At 65.5% G+C, this 20,704-nt stretch carries 19 protein-coding genes; 9 read left to right on the plus strand and 10 right to left on the minus strand.

The genetic code is table 11. The annotated features are described in order from the left end of the window. Nucleotides 1-67: 67 nt before the first annotated feature. Nucleotides 68-712, plus strand: a complete 645-nt coding sequence (locus tag CAFEL_RS00345; RefSeq protein WP_194559984.1) for a Rib/alpha-like domain-containing protein — start codon at nucleotides 68-70, stop codon at nucleotides 710-712. Here CAFEL_RS00345 and CAFEL_RS00350 read toward each other — a convergent pair. Beyond that, complete coding sequence (locus tag CAFEL_RS00350) at nucleotides 693-2,795, minus strand: ATP-dependent RNA helicase (RefSeq protein WP_194559985.1); 2,103 nt, start codon at nucleotides 2,793-2,795, stop codon at nucleotides 693-695. The two genes, CAFEL_RS00345 and CAFEL_RS00350, sit on opposite strands and share 20 nt — an antisense overlap. Before the next feature lie 25 nt (nucleotides 2,796-2,820). Between CAFEL_RS00350 and thpR the strand changes: the two genes are divergently transcribed. Beyond that, nucleotides 2,821-3,363, plus strand: a complete 543-nt coding sequence (thpR, locus tag CAFEL_RS00355; protein WP_194559986.1) for an RNA 2',3'-cyclic phosphodiesterase — start codon at nucleotides 2,821-2,823, stop codon at nucleotides 3,361-3,363. On the opposite strand, the gene CAFEL_RS00360 is transcribed toward thpR, so the two are convergent. Continuing rightward, nucleotides 3,360-4,682 carry an HNH endonuclease signature motif containing protein gene (locus tag CAFEL_RS00360; protein ID WP_194559987.1) on the minus strand — a complete coding sequence of 441 codons (1,323 nt, stop codon included), beginning with the start codon at nucleotides 4,680-4,682 and terminating at the stop codon, nucleotides 3,360-3,362. The two genes, thpR and CAFEL_RS00360, sit on opposite strands and share 4 nt — an antisense overlap. A gap of 232 nt (nucleotides 4,683-4,914) precedes the next feature. On the opposite strand from CAFEL_RS00360, the gene CAFEL_RS00365 reads away from it, so the two are divergent. From CAFEL_RS00365 to CAFEL_RS00375, 3 genes are read left to right on the plus strand one after another with little or no spacing between them, the layout of a single operon-like run. Next, on the plus strand, nucleotides 4,915-5,541 hold the full coding sequence (locus tag CAFEL_RS00365; RefSeq protein ID WP_290172057.1) for an alpha-ketoglutarate-dependent dioxygenase AlkB: 627 nt from the start codon (nucleotides 4,915-4,917) through the stop codon (nucleotides 5,539-5,541). After that, complete coding sequence (locus CAFEL_RS00370; RefSeq protein WP_194559989.1) at nucleotides 5,538-6,110, plus strand: LysE family translocator; 573 nt, start codon at nucleotides 5,538-5,540, stop codon at nucleotides 6,108-6,110. Before CAFEL_RS00365 ends, CAFEL_RS00370 begins: the two co-directional genes overlap by 4 nt. Further along, a complete protein-coding gene (locus CAFEL_RS00375; RefSeq protein ID WP_194559990.1) occupies nucleotides 6,107-6,817 on the plus strand; it encodes an SDR family oxidoreductase in 711 nt (236 codons plus the stop codon). The genes CAFEL_RS00370 and CAFEL_RS00375 overlap by 4 nt, the downstream gene beginning before the upstream one ends. On the opposite strand, the gene CAFEL_RS00380 is transcribed toward CAFEL_RS00375, so the two are convergent. Then, entirely contained in the window at nucleotides 6,814-7,839 is a 1,026-nt protein-coding gene (locus CAFEL_RS00380; protein ID WP_194559991.1) for a CapA family protein, read from the minus strand. The two genes, CAFEL_RS00375 and CAFEL_RS00380, sit on opposite strands and share 4 nt — an antisense overlap. Nucleotides 7,840-7,856: 17 nt before the next feature. Here CAFEL_RS00380 and CAFEL_RS00385 point away from each other — a divergent pair, with 17 nt between their 5' ends. Both CAFEL_RS00385 and CAFEL_RS00390 read left to right on the plus strand, forming a co-directional pair. Then, nucleotides 7,857-8,144: an RNA-binding S4 domain-containing protein gene (locus CAFEL_RS00385; protein WP_034996824.1), complete on the plus strand. Its 288-nt coding sequence runs from the start codon at nucleotides 7,857-7,859 to the stop codon at nucleotides 8,142-8,144. Continuing rightward, nucleotides 8,144-8,827: a VOC family protein gene (locus CAFEL_RS00390; RefSeq protein ID WP_194559992.1), complete on the plus strand. Its 684-nt coding sequence runs from the start codon at nucleotides 8,144-8,146 to the stop codon at nucleotides 8,825-8,827. Before CAFEL_RS00385 ends, CAFEL_RS00390 begins: the two co-directional genes overlap by 1 nt. On the opposite strand, the gene CAFEL_RS00395 is transcribed toward CAFEL_RS00390, so the two are convergent. From CAFEL_RS00395 to CAFEL_RS00425, 7 genes are read right to left on the minus strand one after another with little or no spacing between them, the layout of a single operon-like run. Continuing rightward, on the minus strand, nucleotides 8,824-9,501 hold the full coding sequence (locus tag CAFEL_RS00395; RefSeq protein ID WP_194559993.1) for a hypothetical protein: 678 nt from the start codon (nucleotides 9,499-9,501) through the stop codon (nucleotides 8,824-8,826). The genes CAFEL_RS00390 and CAFEL_RS00395 overlap by 4 nt on opposite strands. Further along, nucleotides 9,465-11,345, minus strand: a complete 1,881-nt coding sequence (locus CAFEL_RS00400) for a M13 family metallopeptidase (RefSeq protein WP_194559994.1) — start codon at nucleotides 11,343-11,345, stop codon at nucleotides 9,465-9,467. Before CAFEL_RS00400 ends, CAFEL_RS00395 begins: the two co-directional genes overlap by 37 nt. Continuing rightward, entirely contained in the window at nucleotides 11,338-12,189 is an 852-nt protein-coding gene (locus CAFEL_RS00405) for a cutinase family protein (RefSeq protein WP_194559995.1), read from the minus strand. The genes CAFEL_RS00400 and CAFEL_RS00405 overlap by 8 nt, the downstream gene beginning before the upstream one ends. Before the next feature lie 4 nt (nucleotides 12,190-12,193). Continuing rightward, complete coding sequence (locus tag CAFEL_RS00410) at nucleotides 12,194-15,373, minus strand: arabinosyltransferase domain-containing protein (RefSeq protein ID WP_290172059.1); 3,180 nt, start codon at nucleotides 15,371-15,373, stop codon at nucleotides 12,194-12,196. 10 nt (nucleotides 15,374-15,383) lie between these two features. Next, complete coding sequence (locus tag CAFEL_RS00415; RefSeq protein ID WP_194559997.1) at nucleotides 15,384-17,213, minus strand: arabinofuranosyltransferase; 1,830 nt, start codon at nucleotides 17,211-17,213, stop codon at nucleotides 15,384-15,386. A 20-nt stretch (nucleotides 17,214-17,233) separates the two neighbouring features. Beyond that, the gene (locus tag CAFEL_RS00420) at nucleotides 17,234-17,878 is read right to left on the minus strand and encodes a response regulator transcription factor (protein ID WP_194559998.1); all 645 of its coding nucleotides are present in this window, start codon (nucleotides 17,876-17,878) and stop codon (nucleotides 17,234-17,236) included. Beyond that, nucleotides 17,875-18,552 (minus strand): sensor histidine kinase, encoded by a 678-nt coding sequence (locus CAFEL_RS00425; protein ID WP_194559999.1) that lies wholly within the window; start codon nucleotides 18,550-18,552, stop codon nucleotides 17,875-17,877. The genes CAFEL_RS00420 and CAFEL_RS00425 overlap by 4 nt, the downstream gene beginning before the upstream one ends. An 83-nt stretch (nucleotides 18,553-18,635) precedes the next feature. Between CAFEL_RS00425 and CAFEL_RS00430 the strand changes: the two genes are divergently transcribed. Next, nucleotides 18,636-19,310: an ABC transporter ATP-binding protein gene (locus tag CAFEL_RS00430; RefSeq protein WP_194560000.1), complete on the plus strand. Its 675-nt coding sequence runs from the start codon at nucleotides 18,636-18,638 to the stop codon at nucleotides 19,308-19,310. Further along, nucleotides 19,307-20,698, plus strand: coding sequence for an FtsX-like permease family protein (locus tag CAFEL_RS00435; RefSeq protein ID WP_194560001.1), 1,392 nt, complete (start codon nucleotides 19,307-19,309; stop codon nucleotides 20,696-20,698). The genes CAFEL_RS00430 and CAFEL_RS00435 overlap by 4 nt, the downstream gene beginning before the upstream one ends. The last annotated feature ends 6 nt before the right edge of the window (nucleotides 20,699-20,704 follow it).

Raw genomic sequence — 20,704 nt, forward strand, 5'->3', positions numbered from 1 at the left:
ACTTGTCTACTACAATCATTCCATATTCAAAGCCGTATAAACATTTACAACTGAGGAAACCTTAGAAATGCGCAACAAACTTATCGCCTTCACGAGCGCGCTCGCGCTCGCCTGCGCGCCCGTTTCCCCAGCTCATGCCGAAGATGGGTACGACCCCACCAACGTGGTTCCGGGCCTTACAGCCACCGTAGAACCCCCGCTGCCACTCGGTGCAGCATGGTACGAAGCGAACTCCATGCCGAGCTGGGCGACGATCACGCCAGACGGCACCATCCGCCTCGAACCGGGGGAGGACATCACCCCCGGCGTGTACACGTGGACCGTGACCGCGACGTTCGCGGACGACACCACCCAGGACTTCCCGGTCCGCATCACTGTGGGCGACGAGACTGAGGAGGATGCGTCCCAGGAGGGCGCCGTCATCGACGCGTTTGTTCAGTACGCCCCGGAGGTCTCGCACCGCTGCGCCGCCACCGCCCTCGGCGTCGGCCTGCCGCTGCTTGTGTTGCTGCCCCTCGGGTTCGCGTCCCAGCTGAGCATCCCGTTCGTGGCGCGCCAGGACCACCTGCAGCTGCAGGTGGACGACATACCGGTCCAATTGGACGTGAAGCTGCGCGACCTCAACTCCAGGGACGTGGACATGGGCATCGCCGCCGTTCTCGCCGCCGCGGGCCTCGCCGGCGCCGGCGCCATCATTTCCCAGTGCCAGTAGGGTCCTCGGGCCATGCGTGTTTGGGGTAGCGGCCCCGCATCTCCTTGCGCACCTGCTGGTACGGCCCCTCCCAGAAGCTGTCTAGGTCGTCCGTCACCGCGAGCGGGCGCCCGGCGGGGGAGAGCAGGTGGTACAGCACCTTCACGCCCGACACCGTCTGCCCCTTCTGGCCAAACATGTGCTGCAGTTTCACGCGCTTCACCGGCCTGCCGCTGCCGTACTGGTATTCCTTCGGCGCCGCCGCATCCAGCTCCGCCATTTGCCGCCAATCCAGTTGGCGCAACATCGCCTGCCGCATGTCGCAGCTGCCTATCGACGCACCTTCGGCCACCCCACGCACCTCGACCGAATAATCGCCCTGGCTGACATCCGGCCAGCCCAGCGTCTCGTGCAGGAAGTCCAGCCGCTCCTTCAAGTGCTGCTCCTCCTTGGTGAGCGGGAAGCTTGCGAAATCCAGCCCGGTGAGCGCCTCCGCCGCCTCATCCGGCGTGAGCTTCACCGGCGTGGAGCTGAGCTCGATCGCACCGATCCTGGCCACCTTCCGGCCCCGGACCTTGCCGTCTTCCAGGTAGGCCACCTTTTCTTCCACCACGCGGTGCTCCGGAAACGCGATCGGCTCCGCTTCCCGGATGACCGCACCGTTGTGAGTCCTTTGCACCTCCGCGGCGGCGATCCACTCCGCATTCGAGTTGAACTTCGCCCTTGTTCCGGACGCCAGCTGGTAGTCCTCGCCCACCTTCTTGGCTATCCACTGCGGGAAGGCAGACGCAATGACCTCGCCCGGGTCCACCGGGCCCTTGTCTTCCACCAGCCTGCGCAGCCGCTTCGGGTCCGCCTCGCCCGCAAGTCTCGCTACCGTCGGCGCCGCCTGCGCGCCCCATTCCAGCAGTGCCGCACCGAGTCTCGGGTCCAGGGGCATACTCGCGAGCTTCTTGCCAAAGGCGGTGATTTTGCCGTTTTGTGTCGCCCCGAGCTGTTCGAGGTTGGATGCGGCTTCGGTGAGGTCCTTTGGTTCGTCGATAAGCGGTAAGTCCGGCGACCCCCACGCCTTCATGGTCAAAAGCGCGCCGGTGAGGTCCGCAGTGAGGATTTCCGGGGTGATGTCCGGCTGCATCTTTGCGTACTCGTCGCGGGTGAAGATGCGCACCACCTCGCCGGGGCCCTCGCGTCCCGCGCGCCCCGCCCGCTGGTCCGCGCTGGTTTTCGCCTCCGACACCGTGACCAGGCCCGTCATGCCCCTGGCGTCGCGCTTGGGCACCCTGGACAGCCCGGCGTCCACCACCTTGCGCACCCCCGGCACAGTTATCGACGACTCCGCCACCGACGTCGCCACCACCACCCTGTTTGTGCCTCTGAGTGCGTCGTCCTGCTCCTTGCTGGTTTGGCGGCCGTGGAGCGGCTTCGCGTCGTCGAGGAACCCGCACACCAAGTCCACCTCGCGCACGCCCGGCACAAACACGAGCGTCCGGTGTTCACTTTGGGTGTGGCCGGCGACGTGACGATAAAACTCCTTTGTCCCCTGGATCCTTTCTGCGTGCGGAGCGTACTGGATGTCCAGCGGGTGCGTCACCGCCTCCGAGGACAGAATCTGCGCGCCCATGTGGTCCGCGAACTTCCGCGCATCCAGGGTTGCGGACATGGCCGCCAGGTACAGGTCATCGCGCAGGAGCGCGACCTCCATGCACATCGCCAACACCAGGTCGGTGTCCAGTTGGCGCTCGTGCACCTCGTCGATCACCACCGCGTTGACGCCCTCGAGGCCCGGGTCCTCGAGCAGGCGGTTCAGTAGAACACCAGGCGTGACGAATTGGACCAACGAGCCGTCCTTGTGCTCGCCGCGGATGCTGTAGCCAACCTTTTCGCTGTCGCTGAGCTGCGCAAGCCTGTGCGCCGCGGACCGTACCGCCACCCTTCTGGGCGCTGTGACCAGCGTTTTTCCCACCTTGTTCGCGATCGCCGGCGGCACCAGCGTGGTCTTGCCCGTGCCGGGCGGCGCCTCCACCACCAGCGGGCCTGTGTCCGGCAACTGGTCGATGACGCGCGACACGGGCAAATCCCGTCCGATTTTCGCGAGGTCAAACATGGCAATAAAGGGTAGCGTGTGGGCCATGAGACGCCTCTTCGCAGCGATCGTCCCTCCGGCCGATGTTCGCGAACACCTCATCACCGCCCTGCGGCCCATCCGCGACTTCTCGGGCACAGAAGTGCGGTGGGCCGACCCCGACAACTGGCACGTCACGGTCGCCTTCTACGGGTCACAGCCCAACGACGCCGCCGCGGTCACCGACCACCTGGCCCAAGCCACCGCCTTCACCCGGCCCTTGAGGTTGCACCTCCGAGGAGCCGGGTGTTTTGATCGGCGCACCATGTGGATCGGGGTCGGCGGCGACAAGGCACCGCTGAAAGACCTCATGGCGGACTGCCAGCTCGACCCGGACATGCGGCGCCGCCAGCGCGCGCACCTGACCGTCGCGCGGACCGGGACTCGCACAAGGGATCCTTGGCTTCTCGACGACCACGCCCACGCCCTCGCCATCTACACCGGCCCCGAATTCGCCGCCGATGAAGTGCTGCTGTTGGAGTCACACCTAGGCAAGGGCCGAAGCGGCGGCCCGAAGTACGAGGTGGTGGATAGGTTCTACCTGCGTTAGTGCTCCTCTTCCGGGTCGGGGAACGGGGCGTCAACCGGTTCTTCGGGCAAGGGTTCCACGTACGGCATCTCGGGGGTGAACCCGAACTTCATGCCGTATTCCTGCTCCAGGTCTTTGATCGCGGCGGTGGCCTGCTCGAGGTCGAGGTCCTGGTCGAAGGTGTCCAGGATTTTGTGGCCTTTGGCGAAAAACTCCGCGGCCCGGGCGCGGTTCTTGCGCACTGCGGACATGCTCGACTGCCACCGAGGATTGTCTGGTGTGAACTGGTCGCGCAGGAGACCATCTTCCACGGTGACCACGTAGGAACCGTCGGCGAACAGCCAGATGATGTCCCCCGTGTACGGGTCCGGGATGTAGAACGCTGTCCGGTCGGTCTTCATGTTGTGGTGGTGTTGGCACAGGGGGTACAGGTTGTCCGCCTCTGTTGGGCCGCCCTCGTCGTACGGAATGCGGTGGTCCAGCTGGCACTGCTCGGCGGGGCGGTTGCACTCCGGGTAGATGCAGGTGCGGTTGCGGGCGTATACGGCGTGGCGCATGCCTTCGCTAGGGACGTAGCCCCGCAGGCTCTTTTTCAGCTCGGCGTCGAGGTCACGTTCGTCCAGGAACGTGTCGGCGATCCAGCGCTCGAAGGCGGTGGCGGCTTCCGGTTCTGTCCACCCGCGGCCGGGAATGAATACCGGGTCGCCGTTGCCGCGGCTCTTTGGGCTGTACACGTTGAGTACCGGCGAGACCTTAATGCCGAGGGTTTCTCCGGAGAGTAGTTTGATGGCCGCGTCGGAGGCGCTGATGCCGAGCTCGCGCGCCACCTCGGCGACATTGGCCTGGATCCTCCGTCCGTCCAGAGAATTCGTGTCCAGCTGCACGATCGCGCGGTCGCGGTACTCGTGGACGCCGAACTTCTCTGAGTTGTCCTGCTCGCGGTTTTCACGCTTGCGCTTGTCGTAGGCGCGGCTTCTATCCGTGCGCTTGATCGCGGCCCGGATGCGGTCCGTAACCGTCTTGCGCTGGGGCACTGCTTGGTCGTGGCGGGTGGGGGTGAAGGTGTCGAACAGGATGCCGTCGATAAGCATGAGTGCTTCCTCGTCCGCATCCGGGCCGAGCTCCTCGATCGCGGTGTAGACCGCGGTCAGGTGCCCCACGTCCATCAGGCGCGTTTCCTGCTGCAGTTCGCGCAGGCGCGGGAGGTCCTGCAGCGCGGCGTGCCCCAGGATCGCGTTTTTGACAAACCCCTTGTGCCAACCGGTGGCGAGCTGCAGCTGGGTCACTGTGGCGTCGAAATCTTCGACGTCGAAACCGGGGTACGCGTAGTGCCCAAACATGGTCCAATACGTGTCCCGGATGGCCTGGGCACATTCGCTATCCGGGTCGTGTTCTCGCTGGTTACGGAATTTTTTCGGTGCTGTGGTCGCGGTTGTCACGGTCGCCCCTCTCGTCGTGGCACCCTCCACAATATAGAACACACGAACGACTGTCAATGGATAGAACAGGACTAAAGAAAAATAAACCAATCACCCATTCGACAGCGACGTCCGGATGCGCTACATTAATCCCGTGCTCGTCATTCCGCGGCCACCCGCCCGCATCATCCCTGGTGCGGTCCATTTGCCTGCCTTTTTCGCGCCCACTGAGCAGGAGGAATTGGTCAATCAGGCGCGCGAGCTGGCAAGGAAGGCCGCGGGGACGCCGGTTGCTATGCGACGTCCAAAGGTCGGCCACGGCCAAATGGATGCCTGGCTGCTCTCGCTGGGCTGGTTCTGGGCGACGAATCCGTACCGCATGGTCAGGGAGGTCGACGGCCACCCGGTGCCGCCAATCCCGGAGAACTTCCAGGCCATCGCCGATAACGTCATGGCGAAGGCGAGGGAGATAGACCCGCTCGTCGGCCCGACCCCAACAATCGAAACTGCCCTAGTGAACTTCTACCCGCCGGGCAAGGGCATGGGGCAGCACGTGGACGCGGAGGAGAAGTCGGACAACGCGGTGGTCAGCCTGTCGTTCGGCCAAGACACGATCTTCCGCATCGCAGGGCGCGATACGCTGCTCCTATCGGGCGACGTCGTCGTCTTCGGCGGGCCCGCCAGAAGGGCGAAACACGGCGTGCTCGGCGCGAGAAAAGGGACGTCCGACCTGCTTGACGGCCGGTTGAACATCACGATGAGACAGATGGAGGCGACATGATTGCGCTACTCGGCGTGTGGCTGGCTGCGATCGCGAGCCCCGGTCCGGACCTGGTGCAGATCATCCGCGTGGGGTCGAAGGATCGCAGAGCTGGCGTGATGTGCGCGCTGGGCATCATGCTCGGCAACACCATCTGGATTGTGGCGTCCCTGGCGGGCCTAAGCGCGCTGATCCAGGCGTTTCCGCAGGTCCTGTCTGTGCTCCAGGTCGTCGGCGGGGCCTACCTGCTGTGGATGGGCATCGGCGCCATCCGCTCCTCCGACCCGGAAATCCCCGCCACGCAGCAGGTGCCAAGACCGCTGCTCACGGGTCTGCTCACCAACCTGTCCAACCCGAAGGCGATCCTCTTCTTCGGCGCCATCTTCGCGCAGTTCGCGCACCTCGGGTGGGTCGCCGCGCCAGTCATGGTCCTCACCGGCACCATCTGGTTCGTGGGCTTTGCGCTGGCAGTCCAAGCGATGTCGCAGCTGATAACCAAGTACAGCAAGCTTATCGACGTCATCACGGGCAGCATCTTCATCGCATTAGCAGTCTGGATGCTGTGGGAGGGCCTACACTTCGGCTCATGAGCGAGCAGAAGGTAGCAGTAGTCACTGGCGGATCGGCAGGCATCGGGGAGGCCACCTGCAGGGCGTTGGCCAAGGACGGCTGGAAGGTCGTCGTGGCGGCGCGGCGCCTGGAGAAGTGCCAGCAGATCGCAGACGAAATCGGCGGGGTGGCGATGGAGTTGGACGTGGTGGATCGGGGGAGCGTCGAGAAGCTTGCGCAGCTTGAACGCGTGGACCTGCTGGTCAACAACGCCGGCGGCGCGAAGGAGCTGGACTTTTTGCGCGACGCGGACGACGCGGACTGGGAGTGGATGTTCCAGACCAACGTGATGGGCACCATGCGTGTGACCCGCGCGCTGTACCCGCAGCTCAAGGCCGCCAAAGGCCTGGTGGTGAACATCGGATCGGTGGCTGGCACGGACGCGTACAAGGGCGGCTCCGGCTACAACGCCGCAAAGCACGGACTTCGCGGGGTGACCCGGGCGTTTCGGCGCGAGGAGGCGGAGAACGACATCCGCGTGTGCGAGATTGATCCCGGCAGGGTGAAAACGGACTTCGCGCTGAACCGCTTTGGCGGCGACGAGGAGCGCGCAAAGAAGGTCTACGAGGGCAAACAAAACCTCACCGCAGACGACATCGCCGAGGCCGTCCGCTGGGTGGCCAGCCTCCCGGCGCACGTGAACATCGACACGATGAGCATCATGCCGGTGGACCAGGCGGAGCGCTAGAGGTAATCCACCACCTCCACGTTGAGGCGCTCCCGCAGGTCCGTCATCCATTTTTGAACGTCCACGTAGTCGCCGGCCTCGACGAGGGGGAGCACGTGGTGGTCGTAGCTGATCGGCGGGCCGACGGTGTAAGTGGGCATGAACCGTGCGCCGGCAAGCGACACCTCGTCGCCGCGCTTGGTAAACGTGAACTCGCCGATGCCGCCGATCTTGGTCGGCTCTTCCAACTGGCCGTGGAGGAAGTTGCCGTGGGAGTACCAGACGGGCCCGTCGAACGGCTCGACCACGTGCGGGTGCCCGCCGAGCACGAGGTCAGCGCCCGCTTCCAGGGCAGCCGCGGCGGTCTCCTCCTGGAACTCGTTTTGCAGCGGGGCGTACTCATCGCCCATGTGCAGCATTACGACGGTCACGTCTACCTCGGAGTCCAGGGCGGTGATGCGGTCCGTGAGGTTGTCGTCGATAAGCGATGCGAAATGCTCCTCCTCCACAGGCAGGCCGTTGGTGCCGTACGTGGAGCCGAGGAAACCGACGGTGATGCCGTTCGCCTCGATGATGCGCGGGGTGGCGGCGTCGGCGGCGCTGGAGAAGCTGCCCGCGTAGAGCATCCCCCGGTCGCGCATGTGGCTGGTAGAGGCGATCACGCCCTCGCCGCCGCGGTCCATGGAGTGGTTGGTGGCGTTGTTCACGATGTCCACGCCAGAATTTTTCAGTGCGTCGATGATCTCGGGCGGAGAGTTGAACTGCGGGTACCCGGACAGGCCGAACGCCTCACCGGCGACGGGGACCTCCATGTTGGCGGTGGTGATGTCGGCGTCCGCCATGTACTGCCTGACCGGGTCGAACATGCGCGCAAAGTCGAAGCCGGTGTCCGTGCGTGCGGCGGTGTACACGTCGGAGTGGACGAGGATGTCGCCGACGGAGCGGATGGTCACGGTGGAGACGGCCTCTTCAACGACCTCTGGCTCCTCTGGTGTGCATCCCGCGAGCAGGAGCGTGAGGGCCAGCGCCCAGATTCTTCGCATGCCTTAGACTAACCTGCATGCATATCGACGTGCCCATTTCAGGCGAGACGATCAAACTCGGCCAATTTCTCAAACTGGCCAACCTCGTCGAATCCGGCGGCCACGCGAAGGAGGCCATCAGCGCCGGCGAGGTCACCGTCAACAACGAAGTGGTCACCTCCAGGGGGCATTCGCTTATCGACGGCGATACCGTCGGCCTAGGAGAAGATTCAGCCACGGTAGTAGTTGACGGAGACGGCGACGACTACTTCGACGAACGCACCGCCAACGACGACTTCGACCCCGAGAAGTGGAGGAACCTCTAATGCCCGCATTCGAAGGCAAAGAAGGCATGCCGTTCTGGCAGGACCTGGTCACCCAGAACCAGCTCAAGTCCACCCACTTCTACTCCGAGCTGCTGGGCTGGGAGATCGTGGACGGCACCGCCCGCAAAGAGGGCCTGCCGGTGGCCGGGCTGGTGCCGGCGCAGATGGACATGTGGGTGACGTCCTTTATCGGCAGCCCGGACAACGTGGAAAAGCTGGGCGGCAAGGTGCTCAGTTCCGACGATTCTGTGGTCCTGTGCCAGGACCCCGCTGGCGGCCTGTTCGGGCTGAAGGACCCGGAGGAGCGCTTCTTCGCAGCAGGTGAGCCGGGTGTTCCGGTGTGGTACGAGTACTCCGCGCCGAGCATGGACGCCATCGACTTCTACGGCGAACTCTTCGACTGGGAGATCCGCGAGGAAGACGGCTACTTCATCGCGCTGGAGGACGGCGCGCCGTTTTTGGGCATGTTCGTCGGCGAGCACGCCCAGTGGTTCAGCTACTTCGGCGTGCGCGACGTGGACGCGGCCTGCAAGCAGGTGGAAAACCTCGGCGGCGGGGTGGAATTTGGACCCGAAAATGGCACCGCGGGCGTGCACGACGCCAACGGTGCGCAGTTCTTCCTCGCCGAGGTGGAAGAACCCACCTTCGACGAGGTCAGCGAAGCCGAGTCCGTCCTGGACTAGAGCGCCTCGGCGGCGTCTTTGACCCGGCGGCGGATCTCCGCCGGCGTGGAGATGAACCCGTCGGCGTGGTACTCGGTGCCCTCGAGGCCCGACCCGGCCCTGACCTGGATCAACCCGCCCACCGTTGGCTGCGTGGTGGGGAAGGTGACGATGTAGCGGGGGGCCGGTGGGAGCGAAACATCACCAAGCGCCCACACCACCTCGGCGCCGACCGAGTCTACTGCTTCCGCGGCGTTGTCCACCGAGTCCACATCCAGGATCGTGGTGCCGGACAGCTCCGCGGCGGCGGCCACGTCCGGGCGCCAGAGCATTTCCTTGGCGTTGGCGGGGCCGTCCCAAAGCGAGACTGCCCACCCCCCGTTCGGCTCCGACGGGCGGAACACGGCGCCCAGCTCGTGATTTTCTACCGTGACCCCGCCGGCCCACTTCGTGGCTGGCAGGGCGTGGTCGACGGCGGTGCCGAGCATCAGCATCGCGGCGTGGGTGATGCGGTCCGGAAGCAGGGCCAGGTAGTTCGGCCCGTCCTCGTAGGTGGCGTGAATGTAGGACGCCAGCTGCTCCAGCTGCAGCTCCGGCGGCATGTCTCTTTTTATGCCGCCGACGTTGAAGTCCGGGTCGCCCTGCTCGTTGATGTGCTCTACCAAATCGTCACCCTGTCCTCTGGGTCGATCCACATCTTGGACTCCTTTTCCACCTCGAACGCCTCGTAAAACTCGGCGATGTTGGCGGCGATGACGTTGCAGCGGAACTCGTTTGGCGCGTGCGGGTCGATGGCCAGCAGCTGCGCGGCCATCTCCGGGCGCGCCTTGGAGCGCCACACCCGCGCCCACGCCAAAAACAGGCGCTGGAAGCCGGTGTACTCAGAGTTTAGGTCGCCGAACTTCTGCGGCTGAACGTCCTCGAGGCCGTTTTCCTCCAGGTACTTCTTGTACGCCACCACGGCGATGCCCAGGCCGCCGAGGTCGCCGATGTTCTCGCCGAGGGTGAACTCGCCGTTGACGCCCTTCGTCTTCGTGCCCTCCAGCACGGACGGCACCAGGCCGTTGAACTGGCCGACCAGCTTGGCGGTCAGCTGCTCAAAGTTGGCGCGGTCCTCGTCGGTCCACCAGGAGTTGAGGTTGCCCAGCCCGTCGTAACGCGAGCCCTGGTCGTCGAAGCCGTGGCCGATCTCGTGGCCGATCACCGCGCCGATCGCCCCGAAGTTCTCCGCGGCGTCGGCGTCCGGGTCGAAGAACGGCGGCTGCAGAATCGCGGCGGGGAAGGTGATGTCGTTGACCACCGGGTTGTAAAACGCGTTGACCGTCTGCGGGGAAGAAACCCATTCCTGCCGGTCAGAGGCTTTGCCAATTTTGGACAGCTGGTAGTCGTGCTCGAACGCGGCGCCGCGGCGCACGTTGTCCACCAGGTCCTCGCTGAACTCCAAGCCGTCGTAGCTGCGCCACTTTTCCGGGTAGCCGATCTTGGCGTTGAACTGCGCGAGCTTCTCCAGCGCGCGCTGCTTCGTCGGCTCGCTCATCCACTCCAGCTGCTGGATGCGGGAACGGTAGGCGGCGATCAGGTACTCGACGAGCTCCAGCATCTTCTCCTTGGATGAGGGCGGGAAATGCTTGTCGACGTAGCTGCGCCCGATATCCTCGCCAACCAGGCTTTCCGCGAGTCCCACTCCACGCTTCCAGCGGTCGCGCTGCTCGGTGGCGCCGCTCAGCTTCTTCCCGTAGAACTCGAAGTTGGCCTCTCCGATTTCCTCGGAGAGCACGCCGGCGCGGGAGCGCAGGATGTTCCACGCGGCCCACAGCTGCCAGTCCGCCAGGGTCTCGCGGCGCAACATGCCGTCCAGGTCAGAGGTAAACGACGGCATCATGTTGACGACTTTCCCGGAGAGACCGGAGGCGCCCAGAAGCGTGCGCACCAAAGGCGGCATCTCCTCGAGGGTGGTGGGGTTGTAGGTGGCCACCGCGTCGCGCGCCTTGACCACGTCCCAGTGGCTCGCGGCCAGCTGAGACTCCAGGTTGACGATGCGCTCGGCGGCGATCTGCGGGGTCAGGCCCTGCAGGTACTTCGGCTCGAGGAAACCGAGCATCTTCTCCACGTGAGTCTTGTACGCGGCTAGGGTTTCCGCGTGGTCCTCGTCGCGGTAGTAGGCCTCGTCCGGAAGGCCCAGGCCGGACTGGAAAATGTAGGCCACGGACTCCTCGCCCTGCGAGTCCTTCTCCACCCAGTAGCTCACCGGCCCGCCGATGCCGACGCGCTCCAGTTCCCCAAGGCCGCGGACGAACTCGTCGACGTCCGCGACCTCGATCTTGGCCAGGTCGGGGTCGAGGGAGCTGATGTCGCCGGGGTTATCCATGAAGGATTTGAACAGAGTGCCGCCGAGACCGGTGCCGTCCTCCAGGATGGCGTGGACGTCTTCTTCGGATTTGTCGCGCAGCACGTAGAACGCGCCGTCGATGCCGCGGTCAGCGGGGATTTCGTGGGCGTTGACCCACGCGCCGTTTACAAGCTCAAAGAGGTCATTCATGCCCCAATTCTACGGGAATTTGGATGGGGGCTTGGGACTGTTCGATGATCCAGTTGCTGGCCTCTTGCTGCTGCGCCAGCGTGTAGCCGCCGTGGGAGCCGATGTCGAAGAAGATGCCCAGCGACTTCAAGCCGAGCGCGCGGAACAACACATTGAACTCGGCGAGCGGTATCCGGCCCGCGGCCAGGTTGGTGCGCATAGCGGGGGCCACCAGGCCGCGGTGCGACTCCTGCATGGAGCACACCAGGTCGTCGCTGCGGCAGATCTCCAGCACGCGGGGGCCGAGCACGCCGTAGCCGTCCGGAAGCGAGCCCAGCGAACCTCGCGAATGCGGCGACGTGCCAGCGGAGAGCACCGCGCCGTTTCCGCCCTGGTGCGGGTTGGCAAACAGCGCCACGCCGGAAACGCGCTCCGGTTCGATCGGACCGCGGCCCGCGGCGATGTCGCTGGTGATGGTGGCGGCGATGTCCGCGCCCAGCGAGTAACCGGTGAAGCTGAACTTCGCGTTAGGACACGCGTTGGCCAGTTTCTTCACAGTGGATCGTGCGCGCTTGAGCCCGCCCGCCTTGGACTTCGCGTACTCCGAGGTGGCAAACGGGGTGGAGGTGTAGGACACCCACAGCGGCTGGATCTCCCCGCCGGTGCCGAGGCGGGTGAGTATGCCGGTCATGAACACGTTGCCGCCGTGCGGCACGTAGTCCGGGATGCCCTCTGCCGTGTTGGCGCCGCCCGGCACCGCGACCAGGTAGTGCGCCGCGCAGCTCTGCTGGGCCTGGGCCTGAACGGGGGAAGCGACCAGGGAAAGCAGCAGGGCAGCTGCGGCGGTTACTTTGGGCAGTTTCATCGCGTTATTCCTCCGGATCGCGCACCTTCATCGGACCAGGAGTGTACAGGCCCCACCGGGTGGTTTCAGCGATGTCCACCTGCGCCAGCGCAGGCACGTCGCCGGCGGAGTTGGTGCGGCGCTCGTACTTGGCCACAGAGCCCCAGTCGCGCTGCCAGTCGCCCTTGAGGTAGCCCGGCACCTCGTAGGAGGTGTTCACGGCCTCTACCGGGGCGAGCGAGCCGCCGCCGAGGAAGTCCATGAAGCCGGACAGCTTCGCCTTGCCCGGGGCGTCCGGCATGATGCGGTACTCCGGGATCTCGTCCACGCCCGCGTGGTGGTAGAAGGGGCGCTGGCAGGGGTATTGGAACGCCACGGTCCAGTCCAGCAGGCCCGGGGTCTCCGAGTCGAACATGGTGTTCAGCTCCACCAGCTTCGGGTTGCGCAGCGGGGTCACCGCCACCCAGTCCCTCTCCGCCAGGGAGGTGTCCTTGGCCACCAGGCGCACAACGTCCGCCTCCTCGGGCAGGTCTGCGATGGGGTAGCGCAGGTTGCGCCACTGCGGGGTCGGGCCCTGGTCCAGCATCTCCACCGCGCCGAGCTTCTGCACGCCGCCATCAGTTTTTCGGCCGTACTGCAGCTCCAGCTCGCTGCCTTCTTGTTCGATGCCGTTGATGTCGTGGTGCTCGATGCGGCCGGCCACGGACGTCACCAGCAGCGGGTGCTCCTCGGAGGCGGACGGCAGGTCGAACCAGGAGGTCTCCAGCTTGGCAGACTGCGTCGGCTCGTCCTCGAAGGTGCCCAGCACCGGCACGCGGGTGTAGTCCAGGCCGAACGGCAGGCGCACCGTCGAGCCGTTCACGCCGCGCATGGAGCGCGGACGGTTGCCCTGCGTGTTCACGCGCGAGGTGGACTGCGCTTCGTCGGAGCCCGGGTCCACGTCGGCGGTGTCGTCGTCCTGCACCTGCTGGTTGCTCGAATCAGAGGTGTCGGCGTTTTCAGACGCGATGAAGGCCGGAACCCCGTCCGGGTGGAAGCCGTAGTTGTCGCCCGAATCCAGGGAGCGGCCGAGCGGGACGCCGTCGATAGGCGAAAGGAATGCGTCGTTGGTGTCCTCCTCCAGCAGCACGTCCGCGCCCTGGGCGCAGCGCTCGCCCGCGAAGGTGCGCACGTTGCCCATGCCCACGGAGTAGTCCGGCGCCTGGGAGATGAAGGACTTCACAAACGTCAGGCAGGACAGCGCCACAATCAGTGCCGCCGCCACGGCGATGGGGGCGGACATGACGCCGGCCCAGCGGGAGGCGTCCACAGGCTTCGGCGGGCGCATGGACTGCACCACGCCCACCACGAACACCACGAGCGCGATGGCCAAAACGATGGTGTTGAACTCCACGGCCTTCAGCTGCGGGGTGCGGTCCCACCACGGCACCGCGTAGGAGGACACGTACCACCAGCCGTTCCAGCCCGCCAGCGTCAGGGCCAGCAGGAACAGCACCGCGGCCGTGGCAAAGGAGCGGTTGCGCTTCGACTGCAATGCGATGCGCGAAAGCACCACCGAGCCGTAGGCCGCGATCGCCGCGCCAAGGCCGGCGTAGATGCCGAAGTGGTGCGTCCACTTCGTCGGCGTGAACATGAGGAAGAAGGTGGAAAAACCGATGATCAGCATCATGCGCTGCGCGGTCTTGGTCCTTTCGCCGCCGCGGGCGAACCACCACAGGGTCAGGCCGATGCACATCAGCAGCACGAACATGGGGAAGCGGCGCGCCAGCGAACCGTCCACCGTCTGCTCGAACAGCACGGAGTAGCGGCTCCACTCCTCAAACCAGCTCATCGCCGGGCCCACCTCGGAGCGCACCGCGGTCGCCTCCAGCACGGTCGCCAGCGTCTGGTCCTTGAACACCGGCGCCATCACAGCCATGCCCGCGCCCAAAAACGGCGCGACGTTCGCGAGCGTTGCTTTTCGACGCCCAATGGTCCCCAACACCCAGGGCAAAGAAATCAGGAACACACCGACTGCCGCCAAACCGGTCGGGCCGCACGCCAGGGTCAGCGCCGCCACGACGGTGCCCCACGCGGCGGGGACCAGGCGGTCGGTTTCCATGGCGCGCTCGAACAGCGCCCACGTGGCCATCAGGCCGAAGGCGATGATTGGCTCCGGGCGGGTGCCGTTGTTGTACGGCAGCCAGAACGCCAGGAACACCAGCGCCGCCGTCCAGTGGGCGACCCTTCTTTGGGTTCCCAGCTTCGGCAGGATCTCGCGGGAAAGCAGCCACCACGTGCCCAGGCCCGCGAGCAGCGCCGGCAGGCGCATCCACATCGACGCCGTGCTCACCTGCGACAGCAAAGCGAGTAGGTCGTAGAACGGGGAGCCGAACGGGGCCTCCGGCACGCCGTACCAGCGGTAGTAGTTGGCCATGTAGTCCGTGTTGGCGGCCACGCGGGCCATGGTGAGCAGGTAGCCGTCGTCGGAGGTGTTGGCGCCGAAGACGTGCCAGAATCCGAGGACGGCGGCCACCAGGCCGTCGAGAGGCTTGAGCCCCTGGCGGCGCAGACGCGGGGCGGGGCGGTCCATCTTCCGCAGCGCGGCCAGGGAGATCAGGGCGCTGATCAGGCCGAGCACCATCGCCAGCGTCTTGATCAGTGTCGGCTGGGAGGTGAAGCGGGAGTTGATGTCCACGTGGGCGGACAGGCCTGCGTCGATGAGCTGCTGCTCATCCTCGAGCTCGGTGTAGATGCCGGTGAGCTGTGGGCGGTAATCCTCATCGTCGGAGTATTCGGTTCCCGGGACCTCCACGGTGGTGGAGTCGTGGGTGAGGGTGGCCTTGAGCTGCGCATCGTCCGGCAGCTTGTTCACCTGCGCCGGGGTCAGCTGCAGCAGCACCTCGTTCAGCGAGCTGACCACCAGGCCGCCGTCGGGCGAGGTGACAAAGAAGCCGCGGTCGCTGGCCTTGGGGGAACCCTCAGGCAGGGTGCCCAAAAGCAGCGACTGGCCGTCGCGGAGCTCGTCGATAGCCGAAAGCGGCACGGTGACATCGAGCTGCTGCGGCGCCAGCGAAATCAGCGGTGCGTTGACGGACGCCACCGAGCCATTCTGCGGCCACGACACGGAAGATTCCGTCTGCTTGACCGGCAGAAACGGCACGAGCAACAGCAGGACAAATGCGATCAAACCCGCGACAGTCGCGGTGGTCTGGACTCTTTTCACAGCGGACACCTTACTTCCTCACCGCCACAGCAAATGGGCCGAACTGCTCGACGTCCCAGTCCTGCTCAAATGCGTCTGGGTTGAAGAACAGGCCCTCGTAGCGCACGTTCGGCTGGCTCGGGTAGATGTCGTGCGCGATGTGCGTCTTCAGCCCGTCCTTGCCGTTGTCGCGGAACACGAACGCGACCGGCGGCTCCCACTGCGAGTTGTCCACCGCCTCGGTGAACTTCTCCGGGTCGTCGTAGGAGATCTCCGCCCACTGCTTCAGCTCGTCGTTGCGGTGCTCGAACTCACCCAGCGGGTTGGCGTAGTGGCTGGTGTAGGCGTTAAACGCGTAGAAGGGGTGGAAGGCCATGAAGTTGATCTCGTCGGTGTAGATCACCGCGTCGTTCTTGATGTGGCCGTGGGCCTCAATGAAGTCCGCCATCTCCTGGTAGTAGCGGCCCGCGTCCGGCGGGAAGCGGTCCGCGCGCTCGCCGTTGCCGTCGGTGTCGGCGTAGGCCTGGTCGATGTAGTCCTCGTTTTCCACCGGGATGTTCTGCACCATCTGCAGCGCGCCCACCGCCAGGACCGCGGCGACAGCGGTGGTGTACTTGTTCAGCCCGAACTCGGAGATCGCAATCACGCCGAGGGTGGCAAACAGCGCCACAATTAGCACCTCCAGGCGGAAGCCCAGCAGGGAGGTGCCCAGCAGAGTGACCGCCATCGAGGCCAGCGCCCACAGGTAGCACACGCCTATCGACGCCCCAAGGGCCGCCAACTCAGGCTCCTTGATCCTATAAATCAGGTAGATCAACCCGATCATGGACAAAAGCCCGATCAGCGAGAACGACAAAAACGGCAGCGGGAAGTACGTGCCCTCGATGGGCAGGAAGTGGTTCGCGGTGGACTCCAGCTGCTCGTCGCCGGTGAGCACGCGCCAGACGTACGGACCCCAGGAGATCGCGGCGATAGCCAGCGAGCCCAGGCCCGTGACCAGCAGGTGCACCAGCGGCTTGACCGAGTGCTTGGTAAAGGCGTGGATGATCGCCAGCACCACCATGGTCAGCGCCGCAATCGCGGTGAACAGCGTGTAGAAGCTGGCGGAAATGCCCAGGTAGACGGCCAGCGCAATGGTGGACGCCCACGAGCCATTGACCGCCCGGTACGACAACACGGCCGCCGCCGGCACGAACATGGCCACCACCGCCGCGTACGGCTCCTCCGGCACCTCCGTGAGCACGACTGCCGTGGTCACGGTGGCGATGGCGAGGGCGGTGGGCAGCGAGCCGGTGAGCCTGCGCCACACCGGCGTGAGCATCGCCGCGGCCGCCGCCAGCGTCGCGATCGCGAACGGCTGGTACACCTCCCAGCCTTCCATGCCCAGCACGTTGGCGGTGCGCCCGCCCAGCCAGAACCAGCCCATGGGGTAGAAGGTGGGCAGGTCCTTGTAGGCCATGTCCGCGTGGCTTAAGTTTTCCGTCATGCGCGACAGGAACTGGGTGCGGAAGCCCTGGTCCACCTGGATGCCGTCCAGGTACAGCCGGGTCGCGCCCAGCGGGATGCCGATGGAGGACACCACCAGCCCCGCCGGCACCAGCGACATCACGGCGGAGGAGATCCAGGGTTTCTTGCCCTTGGTCCACAGCACGGCCAAAACGACGCCGATGCCGATGCACACGAAGGAGGCGGCGGTGGCCAACGACCTGGTCACCATCGACGTATTAAACGCCGGCAGCGAGATCTGGTGCAGCACGAACCAGGCAGCAAGCGCGAGCACGCCGCCAGCGAGCCCGGCCGCGACAGCCCGGGCGGCGGTTTGCCCGACCGACAGCTCGTCAGGGTGGTAAGCGGTAGTCATGCGTAACAGTTTCGCATACGCTACCCAACTCCACGTTCTGCCAGGTACATCAGGATTGCCCGTACTCGACGGTTGTCCTCGCCCGGGGTGAGACCCAGCTTGGAGAAGATACTGGAAACGTGCTTCGCCACCGCTGCGCCAGAAAGGTAGAGCTTCTCGGCGATCTGCGCGTTGGACAGGCCCTCCGCCATGTGTTCGAGTACCTCCATCTCGCGCGGGGTGAGCGTGGTCAGCCAACGCGAGCTCGCGGCCATGAGTGCGCTGGCGACGTCCGGGTCGATAACCACACCGCCGGACGCCACGGTTTCGCACGCCTGGATGAAGTCTTTCACCTCGGCGACGCGGTCCTTGAGCAGGTAGCCGGTGCCGCCGTCGCCGCCGGAGAACAGCTCCCGCGCGTAGGCGGGCGCGACGTACTGCGAGAGCACCAGCACGTTGACCGGACCCTGCTTGCGTAGCGCCAGCGCGGCTTGGAGGCCGTCGTCACGCATGTTCGGTGGCATCCGCACGTCCGTGATCACCAGGTCGGGCGCATGCGTATCGACGACCCCCTGCACCCGATCCGCACTGTCCACCTGCGCCACAACCTCGTGGCCGCGCCGGGTGAGCAGGCCGGCAACACCTTCCCGCAGCAGTGCGGAGTCGTCCGCGATGGCAATCCTCATGGCACAATCCCACTTTCTCCCCGGAACAGCAGCAAAGGAATACGCGCGGTGACGGTTGTCGGCCCGCCGTCAGGCGAGTGAAGTTCCAGCTCGCCGCCGAACGCCGCGATGCGCTCCTGCATCCCGTCAAGCCCGCCGCCGGGGGTGATGCGGGCGTTTCCGCCGCCTTGGTCGGTTACCGAGATGTTCAGGGTGTGGTCGCAGGTCACCAGCACGCTGACCGGTTGCTGTGGTGCATGCTTCGCGGCGTTGGTGAGTGCTTCGGCGGTGAAGAAGTAGGCGGCGGCGGTGACGGAGTCGTCGATACGCGGCAGCGCGTGCGGCGCGCGGACCGTGACGTGCGGGCCGTACTGCGCGGCGGCCGTCTCGATCGCGGCGATGAGCCCGTGGTCCGATAGCTCGCGAGGGTGGATGCCGCGCACGGTTCTCCTAAGTGCGTCGAGGCCGTTGTGGAGGTCGCGCGCGGCGTCGTCGAGAAGCGGCGAATCGACATCGAGCCTGGCCTCGCCCAGCTTCATCGCCGCGGCCACGAAATGCTGCTGCGCGCCGTCGTGCAGGTCGCGCTCGATGCGCAGGCGCTCCACCTCGTACGCCTCCGCAATCTTGCGCCGCGATGCGGTGAGCTGGTGGATTTTTGCCGCTGCCCGCTGCTCGTGGTTTATTCTTCGCCGCATGTCCGAAAGCGTAGCGGGGTAGAGCTAGCACTACCCATATTCGGGAGTCAGGGCCATAGTGCTTAGCGACGACCACCTGTGAAATGGAAACCATGCTTGAACTCAGAGACATCACTAAGTCATTCCCCCAGCAGCGGGTCCTCGAAGGCATCAGTCTGACGGTGGGCGACGGCGAATCCGTGGCCATCATGGGACCCTCGGGTTCTGGTAAATCGACGCTGCTGCACTGCATGTCCGGCGTGCTCGTTCCCGACCAGGGCGAGGTGCTTTTCGACGGCCTCGATGTGGCCGCAATGAGCGACGCCGAACGTTCGCGTCTGCGCCTGGAGCAATTCGGCTTCATCTTCCAAGACGGCCAGTTGCTGCCGGAGCTGACCGCCACCGAAAACGTCGCCCTGCCGCAGATCATGCGCGGGGTGCCGCGGCCGCAGGCACACGACGAAGCCATTGACATGCTCACTCGCCTAGGCCTGGGTGCCTATGTGGACCGGTATCCGGGGCAGCTCTCCGGCGGGCAGGGACAGCGCGTAGCCATCGCGCGTGCCTTGGCCGGGCCGCCGTCTGTGGTCTTCGCTGACGAGCCGACGGCGGCGTTGGACCAGGCCACCGGCCACGAAGTTATGCAGCAAATCGTGGCCGTGTGCCAGAAATTCGGAGTGGCACTCGTGGTGGTCACGCACGACCCGAAGATCGCCGACTGGTGCAGCCGCCGCGTTGAAATCCGCGACGGCCTGATCCACTCGGAGGTGGCGCTATGAGTTCGGTGACGTTGATGCGGTCGGCGGTGTCGCAGACAAGCGAAGGGCGCTCGCAGCGGCAGATCGGCGAGCGCTGGGTTCGTGCGCTGTCGCTGGTTGCGGTGACGGTGGCGACCTGGATGCTGTGCACACTCATGGGCGGCACCTGGATGTTCGTGGCGCGCAACATGCACCCGCACGAGGCGCTTGTGGCGATGGAGCAGAACCTTGGCCAACCAATCTCGTTGCCCTATGTATTTCTCGCCTTGTTCGCCAGCGTGCTGCTCGTGCCGAGCCTGTTGGGGCTGCTCACCCAGGCCGCCAGGGCGAATCTCGGCGGGCGCGAGGAACACCTAGCGGTGCTTCGTCTCATCGGCGCGACGGCCGGCGAGGTGCGCGGGATGATGATCCTGGAATCGCTGCGCCAGGCGTTTGTCGGGTTGGTGTTGGGGTCGGTGCTGTACGTGGTCGCGTGCCCGGCATGGTCGTTGCTGACGTTCCAGGAAAAGCGGGTCGGCGCCTGGGAGATGCTCACCTGGTGGGCCATCCCCGCCGCGTGGATCGTGGTGTTGATCCTGGCCGCGTGCTCCGTGTGGCTCGCGTTGCGACGAGTCGCCGTGACCCCACTCGGCGTGACCAAGAAAATCCCGCCGAAGGGCCAAAGCGTGATCACGCTGGTGTTGTCAGTGGCTGGCGCGGTGGTGCTGTACCGCTACCTGAGTTCGCTGACCATCGCGCCGGAGGCAGACGCGTTGGAATTCGTGGTGATGCTGGTCGTAGCCGGCAGCATTCTCACCGTCAACGCGCTGATCGCGGTCGGTGTGATCCAGCTGCTCGCGCGGCTGAGTTACCGGGTGCCCGGGGCCGCCAACTACGTGGCCACGCGCCGGGTGGGCCGCGGCGCTAAAACCACCTGGAAGCGCGTGACCGCTTTGTACTTCGTGGCGTTTATCGGCGGCATTGGCGGCTGGTTCTCAGCGGTACCTGAAATTGACGAAGCCCCTGCCCTGAAGATGATCGCGGGTGATATCCCCTCCGGTGTGGCTATCACCGTGGTCTTCGCGACGGTGCTGATGGTGTCGTCCACGCTGCTCACCCAAGCGCTGAGCGTGGTGGAGCAGAAGCAGCTGACCAAGTCGTTCTACTTCATCGGCGCGCCCGCAGCCTTCCACACCAAGGTGGCCGTGCGCGAGGTTGGGGTGCCCATGCTGGTGGTGGCGCTGCTCGGGTTCGGGATGGGCAGCCTGATGGGCACCGCCATGGTCTTGGTCCACGTCGATGTGCTGGACAAACTGGCGCTGTTCGGCGCGCTCGTTGTGGTGGCGCTGGTCGGTTGCGTCCTGGCGGTGCTGGGGACCGGCCGGTTGCGCGAGAAGGTGCTGCTCGGGATGGGCCGGGCGAACGACTAAGTGGTC

Origin of the sequence: Corynebacterium afermentans subsp. lipophilum (assembly GCF_030408375.1) — a bacterium.
GTDB classification, from domain to species: Bacteria; Actinomycetota; Actinomycetes; order Mycobacteriales; family Mycobacteriaceae; genus Corynebacterium; species Corynebacterium lipophilum.